This window comes from Novipirellula methanifontis, assembly GCF_052161655.1.
GTDB lineage: Bacteria > Planctomycetota > Planctomycetia > Pirellulales > Pirellulaceae > Novipirellula.
Map to the genome: position 1 here is coordinate 3750205 of NZ_CP197418.1, position 17011 is coordinate 3767215.

A 17011-nucleotide genomic window follows, 5' to 3' on the forward strand; every position below is an offset into this window, starting at 1 on the left:
GTGTCGTGGAAACTCCGCTGCGATCGCAGAATGTCACACTAAGGCAAAAAGATTCCGTGGCGAGAATCGGTTCGAGTCAACGTTCATTACAATTGGCTAAAGTAACTTCGGCACGCGTGGTCCAGATAATCAGGTTGCAAGGTCATCGGCAGTTTTCGGTATTTGCAAAAATTGGCCACCTGAGTTAACAAGTCACGAGGGTGGCAGCGTCGCATGTTTCGGCCACTGTCCTCGTAGAACTTAAATAGGTGGTCTGCTGCCTGTGGCGTGTCAGGGAACCCCAACGTTTTCGTCACGCTACTCATTAATTCGCGATACTCTTCGCGACTAGGATCAGAAACAAAGATTTTGTAAGGCACACGTCTTAAAAATGCTTCGTCGACCAACGAGTTCGGGTCGATGTTTGTTGAGAATATGATCAATTGTTCGAACGGGATCTGTACTTTTTTTCCAGTCGGTAGGGTTAAGTAATCGCATTTGTTTTCCAACGGGATAATCCAGCGATTAAGTAATTCCTCGGGAGCGATGCGTTGTCGGCCAAAGTCATCGATCAACAAACAACCGCAGTTGCTTTTCATCTGCAGCGGAGCTTCACAAATGTTCGATCGAGCGTCGTGCCTGACTTCGAGATTTTCCATGACCAATTCGCCGCCAACGACGACGGTAGGGCGACGGATTCGCGTCCATCGGTTGTCCCACTCTTGGCCCTTCAGTATGTCGCCGTCCATTTCCGGCACAGGTGCCGGTCGGTGAAATGCATCGTCTTGTAATTTGATAAGGTTTCCATCGTCAAGGATTGCGTTGGGAATCCAGATTTCTTGGCCAAGACATTGTGTCAAGCATCGGGCGATGGTGGTTTTGCCGTTTCCCGGAGGCCCGAACAAAAACATGCCGGTGTTACTGTTCACTGCAGGACCAAGGTGATCGAGCAATTCGTTTTGGTACGAAATGGAGCTGAGCGCAGTGCGTAATTGTTCGCGATCGATTGCATCCAATCCCGCCGCTTGTGCCTCGACACTAAGTACATAATCCGACAGCGGCACCGGCGCTGCACCGGTGTAGCTGCACTGTGCCATCTGTTGGTTGGCTTGTTTCTGACCCGCTTCGGTTAGCGAGTAGTAATAGTCATTAAACGGAGCAGGGCGAACGTGCGTCACAAGTTTGCGAGTTCGTAACGTATCCAGAATGGGTTCGATGACACGGAATGGAATTCCAATTCGTTCCGATGAAGTGCGGCCGCTTACGGTTCCACCGACTAATAGGATTTTGAGCATCAATCCGTCGACATAGGCAGCGCTCAGCCCGGTCTCGTGCAGGTCACGAGGCTGGGTTGGCCAGAACGTGTCGTCGGACAATAGTCCGCCCAGCATGCTGGGTTCGAAAGATTGTGTGTCGCTTGCGAGTACAGTCATAACGTTAGTAGCGGTGTTGATGAATGAACGATGCGTGGAACGGATGGGTGTTGTCGATTGTGCGGCATGTGCCCTAAATGCATCGGATCTGCATGATGGGTTCGGCCTAGTTCGCATGTTCACGAAGGTGAATTGCTGCCTTCAAACGTAGCTCGCAAATAAGAGCATCCGAGCATGTATTGTCAAATTGGAACTTTTACGTAGGAAATTTGCATTCCATCGGTGACGACATGCTAATTGCGTCGTAAGTTTCATCGTCTCGCGGATGGACCGCCGCTACCCTAGTGGTCTGCTGCGCACAAAACATGGCCCCTTGAGCGTACAAGATTAATGGCAACGATTGAAAACTCGGCACTCGAACGTCTTCGACGCAGCAATGCGCTGATGGAAGATATTTGGTTTCTGTCGGGCCCGACCCAGCCTGGTGAAACAATCATTCACCTACCGATTGACGACGAACCGTATGTGATTGGTCGTAAACCGGGGGTCTCTCTGCGTCTGCAATTTCGTACCGTAAGCGGTCGTCATGCCTCGCTGAATATTCGCGATGGCGCTCTACAGTTGACGGACCTTGGCAGCACCAACGGGACTTATGTCAACGGAAAACGGGTGGAACCCAACCAAACCATTCGAATCAGTGAAGAAGATTTAATCCATTTTGCCGAAGCTCCGTTTCGTGTTTATCGTCAATCGGTAATGGGAGCGACCAACGGTACGATCGCTGAAAATATCTGTGATCAAGCGTTAGCACTTGTACAGTTCGATCGTCTGATGTCCGAGCGGTTGGTGAAACCCCATTTCCAAGCGATCATTGACCTACGCAGCGAAACGCACGAGATGATCGGGCACGAGATTCTCGGACGCGGCAGCGTGTTTGGACTTGAGTCGGTGGGCGCGATGTTCCAAGCAGCAGAACAGTTGAGTCTCGAAGTCGAGCTGAGTCGTTTGCTTCGCTGGGAAGGAATTCGGGTGGGACGCGATTTTCCCGAAAGTCCAATGTTGTTCGTCAACACGCACCCCAAAGAAATCGATGACATCCAAGGTTTGATCGAATCGTTAGTCAAAGCACGCGAGATGGCGGGCAACGCCAATCTTGTCCTGGAAATTCACGAGTCTGCGGTGACCAACCGAGCGGTGATGGACGATCTCGTTGAAGTGCTTGACGAACAGAATATTCGACTTGCTTATGACGATTTTGGCTCTGGTCAAGCGCGGCTTGCCGAGTTGGTTGAAGCCAGGCCCTATGTGGTCAAATTCGACATTTCACTCATTCGAGGAATTGATACCGCCAATTCCAGTCGACGCAAGATGTTGTCAAACCTGGTCAATATGGTTTGCGATCTGGATATCTTGGCGCTCGCCGAAGGCGTAGAAACCGAAGGCGAGTCAGAAGCGTGTATCGATCTAGGATTTCAGTTAGGCCAGGGTTACTACTACGGCCGTCCCTCACCGGCTTAGGAATGAGCGGTCGATAAGTGACGCCTTTTGCTCCGCGGAAGTAGCGTTTCATCTGACTGACAACCACTTGCTCGGCTAGCGTTACTTCGCGTTTTGCGGGACTTCGCTCGCATTGGCTTTCGCGTCGCGGTTGCGGGCATGTTGCTGAATCGCTTGCTTGGCATGGGTCAGCCGCTCAGGCCACTTGAAAGTCGGAGCTTTGTCGGGATCGTACTCTGCAAGGTGTCCACTCAATCGCGTTGCCGGTTTGCTGTAGCTGAATTTCGAATCGCCGAAAACCTCGCGGCAAATGGCTGCCAGTCCGGGATCATACTCAATCAATTCCACACGTGTATTAACGTGATTGTGGTCGTGGTCATTGACGCGGTTGTCATCGAACCATGACTGTACGCCTTCGGCAAAATATTCGAAACGATTCACGCTCGCGTATTTTCCTTTCCAAAGCCCCCGCTGCATCGCTTCCTTAAAAGTTTGCTTTAATCGATCGTCAAAAGTGGGGTCGACATTGACCATTCCTCGCAGATGAATGCAATGGGCAAGTTCGTGAATCAAAATGCTTTCGGCAGCATAGGGATCACCTGGATAGGCTAACAAATTCTCTTCCCCAACCGAACAAAACGGATCCGTTTCGCTACCGCCCGTACCCCGCGCCCGCGCGTCCCAGTAGTCTTTCGCATTGAGTTGCGGAAAATCGGGGTGGACATCTCGAGCGAATCGAGCGAACTCCGGAAGATCGGTAGTAAATTCGTCATGAGCCATAATGCACAAGCGGGCTCCACTATCGGTCATCGCCTGCAGCACGTCGGCACGCTCGCCAAGCATCTTTTCGATCAAATACTTGGCTTCATCAAGGGCATGCGGATTGACCGTTGCCGAGGCCACGATCGGAAAACCATTTGCTTTGATCGATTGCGAGTAGAACGACGGCACCCCTTCTTGGCTGCGAGGATCGAAACGAATACCTTGCACCCGAGTTTGACTGGTGACCGTTTGCTCGTTTTTGTCTTGGCGACCGACGATCGCGAACTGGTGTCCAAGCGTGGTGGTGATGACGGTATCTTCACCTGGCTCTAGAACACCGTTGGGAACGCGTTTGTCTGCCGATTCGAGCCAAAAAATTTCGACCGTCTGATCACTCGCGTTAATGATCTGAAGTTTCGGTCGCTGCCGATCCATAGCGGCTTTATCTTCGGTTTCCGCCGACGCGGAGACCGCGGTAATCAGCAACACGATGGCGAGGCAAGGTAGCAAGCGTAAGCAGTAACCACGGTATAAATTCATGGATTCCAATCCGAGAGGGGGCTGCAAGCAGCCAAGGGCAATGGTTTTTCGACTGCATGATTATAGCCAGAGTACATCCGCCGAATGTCAGCCAAGAAACCAAAGCGACGTGGATCGGTAGTTCTGAGCGCATTCACCCAGACGCTGGTTAATGCCCCCAGGCTTTGACGTGTTCATCAGGGAGGAAACCTTTGCTAGGAAGGTGGTGTTAAGAAAATGGAAAGATTTACCGGTCACTGGCTATCGCTGTCTGGAGGGCTTTGTGCTGGCAACATCGCCGCTCTCAATTCTCAATCTTCCTACCTCCATTTTCCTACCAAACCTCTCTTCACTCAGCAGGAAAAATGTCTGCGAAACGTAATGAAGCATCGATGGCGGGAATGAAGAGGGTGGAATCAGGCTCCACGTACAGCGATTCGCTGAACTCGCCATCCGCACCGCGAGTGTAAACGCGTGCCGCTCGCCGGTCCTGTTCTAGCAATATGTAAGTGCTGAGCGTTGAGATCGATAAATAGTGCTCGCGTTTTTCGCCTTCATCCACTCGTCGAGTACTCTCGGATACAACTTCGACGATCACCACCGGTTGATCTTGGAATGTGTCGCTGTCGGGATTCGACTGGCAGATAACTGAGACATCGGGGTAGTAAAAGTATGTCCGTGAGTTTCTCTGGATACGGATTTTTGTATCCGAATTGAATGCTTCGCAGGGTGAGGCATCGAGTTGGCGACCGAACGCGATCAGTATCCGTGATGCGATACGGTTATGGGCATTAGTCCCGCCCGCCATTGCATCGATACGACCGTCTACATATTCGTACTTGACGTCCGAAGTGGATTCGCCGGCGAGGTAGTCTTCGACTGAGACCGATACGAGTTTGCGTGTAGTACTCATACCCTTCAATTCTACCTGTTCGTAATTGAGTGGGTAGATTCAGAACGTTGGATCGCGGAGCGATTCACGACACTCTGGTCGCCTACTCCGGTTCTTCGTCCGGGGGGATGCGTCTGGATTCGAGGATCGATTCGATGCGGACCGCTTTTTTGCCTTTGAATGCACCGGCGCGGGCGTTGAACTTGGGTACGTCTTGGATCGACAGCTCCAATGGCGAGTTGACTTCTTTTTCGGTCGTGATCACATCACCGACCGACAGTTCCAGCAGGTCGCCTGTACGAATCTTGGATCTTGCCAATGTGACGACAACGTCGACCGGTGCCGTTTCGATGCTGGTGGAGATCCGTTCGCGTGATTTTTCCGTTGGCTTTCCTTTGCCGTAACCGACCCAGCCGTTTCGCGACAACTGGGAATTGAAGCCTTCGATCGTATTAAAAGGAATACACAGATTCATCATGCCGCGGTTCTTGCCGAGCATGACTTCGAATCCGACCAAGATAATGACCTCGTTCGGTGGAACAATTTGCACCAGCTGTGGGTTGCTCTCCATCCGGTCGACCTCGAATTCGAGCTCGACGATGTTTTCCCAGGTGACTTTTAGTTGCGTCAGAAACAGATCGACAATTCGGCGAATCAGTCGAGTTTCGATTTCGGTCAGCGGGCGACGAATGGCTTCGCCGGGCTTGGGGTCGCCGCCCAGCATACGGTCGATCACGGCGTACGAAAGCGTCGGCGCGACGTCCAGGATCCAGTGGCCTTCGAGCGGGCTTGGTTTCAACACGCTGAAGCAGCTGGGGTTATCCAAGCTGAAGACGAACTCGCTGTAGGTCAATTGATCGACGCTTAGCAATTTGACTTCGGTCATCGTCCGCAGCAAACCGGACATCGACGCGCCATAGTTCCGGGCAAGCGTCTCGTGCAGTGAATGCATCGCCCGCATCTGGTCTTTACCAACGCGTTCGGGGCGTTTGAAGTCGTACGAGGTGACTCGTGTTCCCTCAGGCAGTAGCCCCGACACTTTTTGGTGGGATGTTTTCCCGCGTGGTGATGCGGCCGATCCATCGCTCGGCTTTGCTCCGGCGGCATCCGAATCGGTCGCATCCCGCTCCGGTTTATCGACCGTTTCCATCGCCTTGAGCAAGCTTTCCACTTGGTTCTGGCTGAGCGATTCGTCTGACATATCCCTTGTCCTTGTTGTTTGCGAACCTGTTGATTGCGATCGTCGCGTCGATTGCGAGCCCGATTCGTCGCACTAAGTTCGCACGTGGCCGTCACCACGGACGATGTATTTGTAAGTGGTCAATTCGCGAAGACCGCAAGGGCCACGCGCGTGAAATTTGTCTGTCGAGATGCCAATCTCGGCTCCCAGCCCGAACACGCTGCCGTCGTTAAATCGAGTACTGGCGTTGACCATCACTGCCGCACTGTCGACCAGCGTTGTAAAGGTTTCAGCGGCCCGCAGATCGCCAGTCACAATCGCGTCAGTGTGATGCGAACCATAACGATTGATATGAGCGGCGGCGTCTTCGATCGATCCGATCACTGCGACACTGATCGTGGGCCCCAAATATTCGGTCGACCAATCTTCGTCGGTCGCCGGCAACGCGTTGTCGATCCAAGTGATCGCGCGTTCGTCGGCGCGAATTTCGACGCCTCGCTCGGTCAGCCGTTTTGCGATTTCGGGAAGCGCGTCGGCCGCGATCTTCTCATGCACCAACAACGACTCGCAGGCATTGCAAACGCCCATTCGCTGGCATTTCGCATTCTCGATGATGTTGACTGCCATCGCGATATCGGCATGTTGATCGACATAGACGTGGCAATTGCCGTCAAAGTGTTTGATCACCGGCATCGTGGCTTCCGCAGCAACCCGGCGGATCAATCCTTCACCACCACGAGGAATCGTCACGTCGATCAGATCACCGAGCGACAGGAATTCGCCGACGGCTTGTCGATCGGTGGTCGAAACCAACTGGACCGCGTCTTTGGGAACACCGCACTCTTGGGCCGATTCGCCCAACACTTCGACGATCGCTTTGCTGCTGTGGATCGCTTCTTTGCCGCCACGCAAGATGACTGCATTTCCGCTCTTGACGCAAATGCCTGCCGCGTCGGCGGTCACATTGGGGCGACTTTCGTAGATAAAGAAGACGACCCCGAGCGGGACGCGGCGTTTCAGGATTTGCAGCCCGCCTGGCCGCGTGTGTCCCTCGATCACTTCGCCGACGGGATCGGGAAGCATCGCGATTTCTTCGAGTCCGGTAGCAATCGATTGGATGCGGGCATCGTCCAAACGCAATCGATCGATCGCCGCTTCGCTCAATCCGTAATCGGAGGCCGCGGCGAGATCTTTTTGGTTTTCTTGGATAATCCTGTCGCTGGCGGCTACCAAGGCGGCAGCAGCATGACGCAGCCAGCGGTTTTTGACTTCCGCGTCCAGCGAGGCGAGTTGGTAAGAGGCCGCACGCGCCGCTTTGGCGGTTTGCAGGCAATATTCAGCGATTTCAGGGGTAGCGGCAGTCGTCGACATGTTGACCGGAAGGGTTCCAAGCGGCATCAAATTAGGCAATTTCGAGGCTTTAGCAGCCTTCGAGAGATTGTCGACGATGCAGTGCGAGGGGTCAACGGCGAATTGATCGCTAAGCCAACGCGGCTCGCGATTTCCAGAGGTAATAAATCCCCCGCAAGAATGCGTAGACCGCAATCGCGGCGAGAATGCCTGCGGTGTCTGCGACGAAATCCATCGGATCGGGAGATCGGCCACGGACGAAGCCCTGGGTGTATTCGTCGATCGCCGCGTAGCTCATGCCAATGATCGCAATGATGCTAAATCGTCGGACCAGTCGATCCGAAGTCGTCACATAGCACATCAGCATCCCCAGCCCGCCAAACGCCAAGAAATGCATTAGTTTGTCGCTGATCTTGGGTGCTTTGATCATCGAGCTTGGAACATGCGTGAGCACGAAGATGACCAGCCAATAGCCTGCTAGCGCAAACATGGCTAGCCGGATGCCAAGGATCGTTTTTTTCGTGATAGACTGCATTGGTGTCCCCGTGATGGGATAAGCTGGAGCAGATGACATTAGAAACTCCGTTCTGTTCAAGACAAGGTGTTTAGGCAAGGTGCGACGCCCGGCTGAATCGCTAATGCCGGGAATGCCCCTCTACCGGGTGCTTGGCGGGGTTTGTTCTTCCATCTACTCCCCTCTCCATTTTTTTCGATAAGGAATTGACGGTGCTAAACCAGTTGCTTTGCAAGCGTTTCGCGATCACAACCTCTGCCAATCTCCACGTTTTCACGCTCGCGATCGTCGCATCGACGATGTTCGCGTTCGCTTCTGCGAAGACGGCTCTGGCCCAATCCACCGATGCCAACCAGAACCCTGCTGCGGTTCCATCGGAATCAGGGGCGAAGGTTGATGAGGAAACTGGTAACGAAAAAACAAACCACGCGAAGAACTGGAAACCGCTGGAAGGTTCCTGGGTAGCTTGTCAATTTGGGGGCGATGGAGAAGTCGAGATCAAAGGCAACTCCGCGAAGATCGCTTACGGTGACCCGCTGTCGGGGATTCGTTGGGAAGGCGATGTGCTACGCGAAAACTACGAAATTGCATTGGAAGCACGTCGGACCGAAGGCTACGACTTCTTTTGCGGTTTAACGTTCCCGGTGGGCGAGTCCAAGGTCAGCTTGATCATGGGCGGTTGGGGCGGCGGCATCCTGGGAATTAGCAACGTCGACGACAATGACGCCAGCCAGAATGCGACGACTCAATTTCGCAACTTTGACAATGACAAGTGGTACAAGGTGCGGGCTCGCGTGACTGACAAGGCAATTGAGTGCTGGATTGATGGCAAAAAACTGATCGATCAACCGCGTGAAGGACACGTCTTTGATATTCGCGCCGAGATGGAACAATGTGAGCCGTTGGGGGTTGCCGCGTTTCAGTGTGATTCCGAGATTCGCAACATGCGGGTCCGCAAATTGACGGCGGACGATTTGAAGCCGCAGAATCAGGGCAAATCAGACAAGACAGCTTCCCAAAAGGACGCCCCCGCAAAAGCTGATGCGAAGCAAAAGGAATCGAAGAAGCAAAAGGAATCGAAGTGAGTGATCGAGAAACGGAGTTGAGTGCGTTTGACCCCCAGGACGTTGAGTTGCAGGCCAAGTTGATGTTCGAGTCCGACTCGCATTGGATGGGGCGTGCGCTCGAACTGGCTTTCCAAGCCGTCGATGCGGATGAAGTTCCGGTCGGTGCGATCATTGTCCGCGATCATTCGATTATTGGGGCGGCATCGAACCAACGTGAAAGCTTGAAAGATCCGACGGCTCACGCCGAGATGATTGCGATCACGCAAGCGTCGGCGGCGGTCGAAGATTGGCGGCTCGAACAAACCACACTCTATGTCACACTCGAGCCGTGCATCATGTGTGCGGGAGCCATTTTGCAGTCCCGCATTCCTCGCGTCGTCTTTGGCGCGAGCGATCCCAAGGCAGGCGCGGTAGCCAGCATGTACCACTTGCTCGAAGACACGCGTTTAAATCATCGTTGTTTGGTCACTTCTGGCGTGATGGCAGATCGCTGTGGCAAAGTGCTGACCGACTTCTTTGCCAGCAAACGAGCGATGGGCAAGAAATAGCTATCTGCAAATAGCGGCGAGCATGAAATAGCGGCGAGAAACGACTCGCTGCGGCGTGGTTTGAACCTTTTGAGCGTCAAAAAAGGGGCGTGGGGCCGTTGGCAACGCTCTTTTTTGACGTCAGCTCGATTGCAAAACGCCCTGGAATAGCGGGAAAGCAATGGCAAAGTGTTCCGGTTTTGCAGATTCTCGGACTTTTGCTGCTTCTAATGCCAAACAAACTAAGCCTTCGCGATCGAGCCAGCCGATACTACCGGTACAACCCGAATTATGCTCTCGCAAACCACACAACCCCGCTTGGGTTTTTGGCGGCGAGTGAGGGAAGATTTCGGTGCGAACCCGCCACAACTCTGCGTTGACACTTGTCATTCGAAGAGGGCGGTCAATAGGCATAGGGTGACGGACGTGTCACTTGACAAACCAAACTTCATGAAGACGGTGGAACACGCAATGTCGGTACGGAAGCTGACGGCAAGCCTGCTCACAACATTAGCGATGCTAGGCGCCATTGCCACAGGAAATGCACAAGACCATGTGCCACCAGCGGACCCGCTAGCGTTCGATCCTGACTTTCAATGGTTCCGGCCTGTCTATGATATGGACTTGGCCGATATGAAGCCAAAGAAGCGGGCCAACACAGGTTGGTTTGCGACTTACGATCGATTGGCTCTGTACGCATCACGGCCTGAGTTAGAGATTGGTCAGGATGCGGAAACGAGGCTCGATCAGGGCTGGGGACATCGTTATGAACTTGGGTACATGTTGCCCGATGTCGAGCACGGTTGGATGTTCACCTTCACCCAGTTGAACGGTCCCGGCGAACGAGACATTGTGGCTCGCGAACGTCTGATCCGCTTTGGCGTGGTTCCCGACGACGATGGCACAAACGGCCCCATCATTCAAGGCGATGGTAACACCCCGGGCTACGACCAACGGTTGTATTTCGTCGGAGATACGGTCAACGTCATGGACTTTAACAGCTACGAGCTGAACAAAACCTGGCGGATGGAACCTTATCACTACGGTGGCATCCTCGAGCCGTTCATCGGTTTCCGTTGGGCTCGATTGAATGACTACAACAGTCAGCAGAACTACATCACCACCGCAGACGGTTCGGCACTTCCCGACGTTCGCTTTGGTGACGACTACGAACAATTGACCACCAATTCGGTGATCACCGAGAACGAGATCCTGGCGGGACAATTTGGTTTCCGATACGTCAAGTTCCGTGAACGCTTCACCTACTCCGCTGACTTTCGTGGCATGGTCGGTGGTAGTTTACAAACGGCGAAGTCGCAACGAAAAGTCGATACGACCACGGGAATCAGCGATACCCCGGACAACAACTTCACAAACCAAACACGTGCTCTGTTTGACCGCAACGAAGAGTTTGTGATCGGGTTCGATATTCGCGGCGAGTTGGCTTACCAACTGACCAAAGCGATTAAGATTCGCACCGGTGTTCAAGTAATTGACTTGGCGACCGGTATTTGGCGAGGCGGTCCAGTGGACCCAACCGGCACCAACCAAGAACAAGGCGGTTCGCAAGACCAAGATGTTGTGATGGTCGGAGCGACGTTCGGTATCGAACTGAATCGCTAGTTCGAAACGCCCTTAACGATTTTATTTGACCGGGACATGTTTATTGCATGTCTCGGTTTTTTCATGCGCCGATTGCCGCGTGAGGATCTGGAACGAGTTGGCGCTCCAAAAGCAAAGCTTTTAAGGAGGTAAGCAGGTCGTTCGGTATTTACCGGTGAAACGTCGATCATTCTGTGAGCCGACGGCGCTAGCCGCGGGCCCATGAAATTTCAGGAAACATGCCCGCGGCTAACGCCGTCGGCTCAGATCATTATGTGCAATGATTCATATTGACCTGCTTAAGGTTGCGTTTGATGACAGGCTGGAAGCCAATTCCACATGCTCCGGATGATTGAACCTCAAACAAAGAATTGACGGAATGCAGGCAGCTAGCTAATATTGGCTCAATGTCCCACCTTACCCTCCCTACCGCTGGTCCCCTCCGCCGCGCTGCTGTGAATTCAGTTGCCGCCCGCGGATTGCGTTTGGCCGTTTTGGTTTGGCTAGTACTTTCGCAGTTCCCGATGCCAGTCGTGCATTCGCACGAAACCCTGCGTGACAGTTCGCTCACTTCGCATCTCGCTCGGCATCACCAAATCAGTGACCCGGTGTCTGTTCAGGACTCGCCTTCGCTGAGCGATCGGGTGTCCCAGGATTTGCATTGGCATCTGTTTTTGCCGTGTGATTTTCTAGCTCGTTGTGCAGACGAGATGGATGGCCCCCATTCGGCTTCGTTCTCTCCGATGGGACTTTGGGGTGACGATGGCGATTCCGTGGTGGATCTCGATTCGGCAAGTGTGTGGAGTTTGCTGCATGCCGATGCAATGAATCACTGGGTAGCGGTTTGCAACTACGATGTTGCCATATCGCCACAAAGTGAGACTCTGCCATGTCATTCTTTTACGCAAACTTATCTTAACGTGCCTCTATGCACACTCGTTTGCGTGTTGCGGACCTAGTCCGTCCCGCTCTCTCTCGGTAAGCGTCCCCTAGTTTGTGTACTCGCGTGCGCATGATTTCGGTTCGCGTGTCATTCATTGACACCCAAGAGCATACGGCCCTCAAGCACCTCTCTGTTTCCCGCACACCGTCTTTGGATCGTTTCAAGGACACTTTGGCGAATACGAACCATGCACAAGAAATTGTTATACGCGCTCGGACTTTGCACTCTCGTTGTCTGTGGCACATTTTTATTCTGGCCGAGTTCCGAACTTCCGAGTATGGACTCGGCCGATCTCGGTCAGACCGAGGTTGATTCGGCGAATGTTTTCGCTGCGGAAATCCGCACAGTCAAATTGCCTCCTTCCAAACTTGCCTCTGCCGCGATCCAAGTCGAAACGGTCGAGCGTAGAGCGTTGCAAGCGACTTGCACGTTGCCCGGCCGTCTGGACTATGACCAAAATCGTCACGTCTCGATTCATTCCGCTTGTGAGGGAATTCTGACGGAGATTCTGGTCCAACCCGGCAACGAGGTCACTCGCGGCCAAGTTGTCGCTCGCATCAGTAGCCCTGAGGTCGGCCAAGCACGCAGCGAGGTTCAATCTCGATTGGCTAGTTTGCAATTGGCCTTGAACGAACAGAAACGCAATTCGGAAATTTGCAGTGGCGTCGAAGAGCTTGTGGCATTGATTCGCGCCGGAGAATCACCCGAGAATCTTGCAACCGGATTGGCGACCGAGACTTTGGGCGATTATGGACGCACGTTGATCGAAGCTTACGCGAGAAAACGATCGGCGATTGCGATTGCCAACGGATCACGCGAAGCCGCCGACGTCGGTGCGATTGCGGGACGGATCCAGACCGAACGCGAGCGAGAAAAGCAGACGGCCGATGCGGCACTTGCCTCGCTGATGGAGCAGGCGTTGTTCGATGTGGGGCAAAAGTGCAAACAGTCGACTGCCGCGGCGGAAGCCGCCCAACGAGATGTCGATATTGTGCTTCAGCGGCTCAATGCCCTGCTTGGCCCCGCGGCTCCTGTGGTCACGCAAGCTTCATTCAGCAAAGTGAAAAAAGATACTCTTTCGAGCGTCGATCTTGTTTCGCCCATCGATGGTACGGTCGAAGAACGGTTGCTAACCGCCACCGAGCGTGTCTCGGTAGGATTGCCGATTTTTACGATCGCGGACACCACGCATTTATGGGCCGAAGCCGATATTCGTCAAAGTGATTGGAATGCGATCACCGTCGGGCTAGGGCAAGTTGTAACGATCTCGGCACCTGCAATTGCGGACACTTCATTCGAAGGCAAAGTGATTGTGGTCGGTCGCCGTGTGAATTTAGCGACTGGGGCGGCGCCGCTTGTCGCTTCGATCACTTCATCGGACTCACGATTGCGTCCGGGGATGTTCATTCGCATGACGGTCCCGACGGCAGAGGCTCGCGACGTGATTGCGGTGCCAACCAAGGCGGTGGTGGTGCACGAGAATCAAACGTTTGTGTTTGTCGCAGACAGTGATACCGAATTTCGACGCGTGGATGTCGCGACGGGAGAACAGCAAAACGAGATGACCGAAATCACCTCGGGGTTAAAAGTCGGCGATCAGGTTGTGGTCGAAGGCGTTTTCAAACTGAAGAGCGAGATTCTACTTGCCGGTGAGGAGGAATAAGCTGATGTTACAAAAACTGATTGAATTTTGTCTCGAGAATCGTTTCATCGTCCTCGCCGTTACTTTTTTGATGGCCGCAGCGGGCGTGAAAAGTGCAATCGAATTACCGATCGACGCGGTTCCCGACATGACCAATGTCCAAGTCGCGGTGATTACGGACGCCGGTTCGTTATCTCCTGTCGAAGTGGAACAATACATTACCTATCCGGTCGAATCGACAATGGGCGGTTTGCCCAACGTCGAAGAGGTCCGCAGCGTATCGAAGTTCGGCATCTCCGTCGTCACGATTGTCTTTGACGAAGGCACCGATATCTATTTCGCTCGCCAAGTCGTCACCGAGCGACTGCCAACGGCTACCGCAGCGATCCCGCCCGGCTACGGGACTCCCGAATTGGGACCGTTAACGACCGCGCTGGGCGAGATATTGCAGTTCGAGGTGCGTGGTGATGATTACACGCCGATGCAACTGCGGACGATGTTAGAGTGGGAGATTGCGCCAAAACTACGCGAAGTTCGTGGAGTGACCGAGATCAATACGCATGGCGGTTTCTACAAAACATTCGAGATCCGTCCCAACCCGGATGCTCTTGTTAGTAACAATGTCACGCTCAGTGATCTGTTCAGCCGTGTCGAAGAGAACAATGGATCGACCGGCGGCGGCTATGTCGTTTATCACGACGAGCAGCGGTTCATCCGAGGCGAGGCATTGCTAAAAGACGTCGATGAGATTCGCAGTATCGTGATTCGTCGCAATGAGGATGGCGTGCCCCTGCTGTTGTCGGATATTGCGGAGGTCGAGATCGCTCCGATGACGCGGCAAGGTGCTGTCACGCGTGATGGACGCGGCGAAGCAGTCACGGGATTGGTGATGATGTTGATCGGCCAAAATTCACGCGAAGTTGTCGAGCGAGTGAAAACACGAATCGATGAGATTATGCCGACACTCGCCCCCGGCGTTAGGCTCGAAATCACCTACGACCGATCCGCATTGATTGGCCGCACGTTGAAAACCGTGATGAAGAATCTGATCGAAGGTGGCTTGCTGGTCATTTTGGTGCTGCTAGTGATGTTGGGCAGCTTTCGAGCTGGGTTTATCGTCGCGCTGGCGATTCCGCTGTCGATGTTGTTCGCAGCCAACTTGATGTACGCTACCGCGATTTCGGCAAGTCTGATGAGTTTGGGAGCTATCGACTTTGGGCTGATCGTCGATTCGTCGGTGATCATGATCGAAAATTGTATGCACAAACTTTCGCATAACGTGGGCAATGCTCGCAAGCGTGTCGAAGTGATTCGCGACGCCTGTATCGAAGTGCGTAAACCGACGATGTTCGGTGAGCTGATTATCGCCGTGGTCTATGTGCCGGTGCTACTGCTCGAAGGGACTGAGGGGAAATTGTTTCGGCCGATGGCAATGACGGTGTTGTTTGCTTTGCTTGGCTCGCTGATTCTATCGATGACACTAATGCCAACGCTTGCTGCGATCGCGTTGCCTCGGAATCTGACCGATAAAGACGTCTTTTTCGTGCGTTGGGTCAAATGGATTTATCGGCCGTTGGTTCATCGTGCTATCGCGGCTCCGGTGTTGACCACGCTGATCGCTGTGGGGGTGTTTGGCGTCAGCGTGCCGGTGGCGACACATCTGGGAGCCGAGTTTATGCCGCGGCTCGAAGAGGGCGACTTGCTCGTCGAAGCAGTGCGTTTGCCCAGTGCCACGATCGAAGGTGCAACGGAAATGAGCACGGAGATCGAACTGATCTTGATGGATTTTCCCGAAGTCAAAACGGTCTTTTGCAAAACCGGACGTCCGGAAATTGCAAACGATGTGATGGGCGTTCACCAAACCGATGTGTGGGTGATCTTGAAGTCGCATGACCAGTGGCGCGAAGGCATCACACGCGATGATTTGATTGCCGAGATGGACGAGCAACTTAACAGTCGTGTCGCCGGTGTGGCGTTCGGGTTTACCCAGCCGATCGAAATGCGAGTCGACGAGTTGGTGGCGGGGGTGAAATCCGATGTCGCCGTGTTGCTCTACGGAAACGACTTGGACGTGTTGGCGAAAAAGTCCAAAGAGATCGAAAGCGTCTTGAAATTGATTCCCGGTTCCGCGGATGTGCGTGCCGATTACCAAGCTAATTTGCAAACGTGGTCGATTCGTCCCAACCGCGAGGCGCTGGCGAGATACGGAATCAATGCCTCCAAAGTTCTGGGGGCGATCGAATCGTTGGGCGGACGCAATGTTGGTACGATCATCGAAGGGCGTGCGCGTTACCCGATCTTGGTGCGGATCCCCGAAGAATGGCGAAAAGACGAAGCATTGCTGCGGCAATTGCCCGTCGATTCGGTCGGCGGACGGATTGTGCCGCTGGGCGAATTGGCCGATCTGAAGCTCGAGGAGACACCTCCGTCGGTCGAGCATGACAACGTGCGGCGTCGAACCTTTGTCGCCGCCAACGTTCGCGGCCGAGACGTCGCTAGTTTTGTGGGTGATGCAAAGCGGGCCGTTGCCGAGCAAATCGAATTGCCCGTGGGGTATGAGATTCGTTGGGGCGGTGACTTTGAAAACTTACAATCCGCCAGTCGTCGCTTGCTTGTGATCACTCCGATTGTGTTGCTGTTGATCTTTTTGCTGTTGCACACCACGTTCCATAGTGTGTCGTTGGCGATGTTGATCTTTATGGCAGTGCCGATGGCGGCCAGCGGCGGGATCTTTGCACTTGCGCTGCGTGACATGCCGTTTAGTATTTCAGCGGGCGTCGGGTTTATTGCACTGTTTGGAGTCGCCGTGCTGAATGGATTGGTCTGGGTGAGTGCTGCAGAACAAGCCCGTTTAGCAGGTTTGCCGATGGATCAAGTCACCGAGCAAACCGCGCTGAATCGTTTGCGGCCTGTATTGATGACCGCATTGGTTGCAAGTTTCGGGTTCCTCCCGATGGCGTTTTCAACCAGCGACGGTGCTGAGATGCAGCGACCGCTTGCCACCGTGGTGGTCGGCGGTTTGATCACGAGCACATTGCTAACCGGATTCGTGATCCCCGCGATTTACCCTTGGTTCGCCAAAGGAGTCAAAGCCGGCGAGGACGAGCGTGCGGACGAAGCCAACGTTCCAGCATAGTGCATCAGTTGGGGGACCAATCGTAAAA

Annotated in this window: 13 protein-coding genes; 7 read left to right on the forward strand and 6 right to left on the reverse strand. The window is 53.7% G+C overall.

Going from position 1 to position 17011, the window contains the following annotated elements:
• Positions 1 to 86: 86 nt before the first annotated feature.
• Positions 87 to 1412 carry an AAA family ATPase gene (locus tag SH528x_RS13140; RefSeq protein WP_442510977.1) on the reverse strand — a complete coding sequence of 442 codons (1326 nt, stop codon included), beginning with the start codon at positions 1410 to 1412 and terminating at the stop codon, positions 87 to 89.
• 330 nt (positions 1413 to 1742) lie between these two features.
• Between SH528x_RS13140 and SH528x_RS13145 the strand changes: the two genes are divergently transcribed.
• On the forward strand, positions 1743 to 2870 hold the full coding sequence (locus tag SH528x_RS13145) for an EAL domain-containing protein (protein ID WP_442510978.1): 1128 nt from the start codon (positions 1743 to 1745) through the stop codon (positions 2868 to 2870).
• A gap of 81 nt (positions 2871 to 2951) precedes the next feature.
• Here SH528x_RS13145 and SH528x_RS13150 read toward each other — a convergent pair whose 3' ends face one another.
• From SH528x_RS13150 to SH528x_RS13170, 5 genes are all read right to left on the reverse strand, one after another.
• Positions 2952 to 4151, reverse strand: a complete 1200-nt coding sequence (locus tag SH528x_RS13150) for a hypothetical protein (protein WP_442510979.1) — start codon at positions 4149 to 4151, stop codon at positions 2952 to 2954.
• 328 nt (positions 4152 to 4479) lie between these two features.
• Positions 4480 to 5043, reverse strand: a complete 564-nt coding sequence (locus SH528x_RS13155; RefSeq protein ID WP_442510980.1) for a Uma2 family endonuclease — start codon at positions 5041 to 5043, stop codon at positions 4480 to 4482.
• 82 nt (positions 5044 to 5125) lie between these two features.
• Entirely contained in the window at positions 5126 to 6223 is a 1098-nt protein-coding gene (gene fliM, locus SH528x_RS13160) for a flagellar motor switch protein FliM (RefSeq protein ID WP_442510981.1), read from the reverse strand.
• Between the two features lie 72 nt (positions 6224 to 6295).
• Positions 6296 to 7600, reverse strand: coding sequence for a glutamate-5-semialdehyde dehydrogenase (locus SH528x_RS13165; RefSeq protein ID WP_442510982.1), 1305 nt, complete (start codon positions 7598 to 7600; stop codon positions 6296 to 6298).
• A gap of 82 nt (positions 7601 to 7682) precedes the next feature.
• Positions 7683 to 8126 carry a VanZ family protein gene (locus SH528x_RS13170; RefSeq protein WP_442510983.1) on the reverse strand — a complete coding sequence of 148 codons (444 nt, stop codon included), beginning with the start codon at positions 8124 to 8126 and terminating at the stop codon, positions 7683 to 7685.
• Between the two features lie 152 nt (positions 8127 to 8278).
• Between SH528x_RS13170 and SH528x_RS13175 the strand changes: the two genes are divergently transcribed.
• From SH528x_RS13175 to SH528x_RS13200, 6 genes are all read left to right on the forward strand, one after another.
• The gene (locus SH528x_RS13175) at positions 8279 to 9151 is read left to right on the forward strand and encodes a family 16 glycoside hydrolase (protein WP_442510984.1); all 873 of its coding nucleotides are present in this window, start codon (positions 8279 to 8281) and stop codon (positions 9149 to 9151) included.
• A gap of 62 nt (positions 9152 to 9213) precedes the next feature.
• On the forward strand, positions 9214 to 9681 hold the full coding sequence (gene tadA, locus SH528x_RS13180) for a tRNA adenosine(34) deaminase TadA (protein WP_442512122.1): 468 nt from the start codon (positions 9214 to 9216) through the stop codon (positions 9679 to 9681).
• Between the two features lie 429 nt (positions 9682 to 10110).
• A complete protein-coding gene (locus SH528x_RS13185; protein WP_442510985.1) occupies positions 10111 to 11283 on the forward strand; it encodes a hypothetical protein in 1173 nt (390 codons plus the stop codon).
• 386 nt (positions 11284 to 11669) lie between these two features.
• Entirely contained in the window at positions 11670 to 12221 is a 552-nt protein-coding gene (locus SH528x_RS13190) for a hypothetical protein (protein WP_442510986.1), read from the forward strand.
• 171 nt (positions 12222 to 12392) lie between these two features.
• The gene (locus SH528x_RS13195) at positions 12393 to 13868 is read left to right on the forward strand and encodes an efflux RND transporter periplasmic adaptor subunit (RefSeq protein ID WP_442510987.1); all 1476 of its coding nucleotides are present in this window, start codon (positions 12393 to 12395) and stop codon (positions 13866 to 13868) included.
• A gap of 4 nt (positions 13869 to 13872) precedes the next feature.
• Positions 13873 to 16983 carry an efflux RND transporter permease subunit gene (locus SH528x_RS13200; protein WP_442510988.1) on the forward strand — a complete coding sequence of 1037 codons (3111 nt, stop codon included), beginning with the start codon at positions 13873 to 13875 and terminating at the stop codon, positions 16981 to 16983.
• The last annotated feature ends 28 nt before the right edge of the window (positions 16984 to 17011 follow it).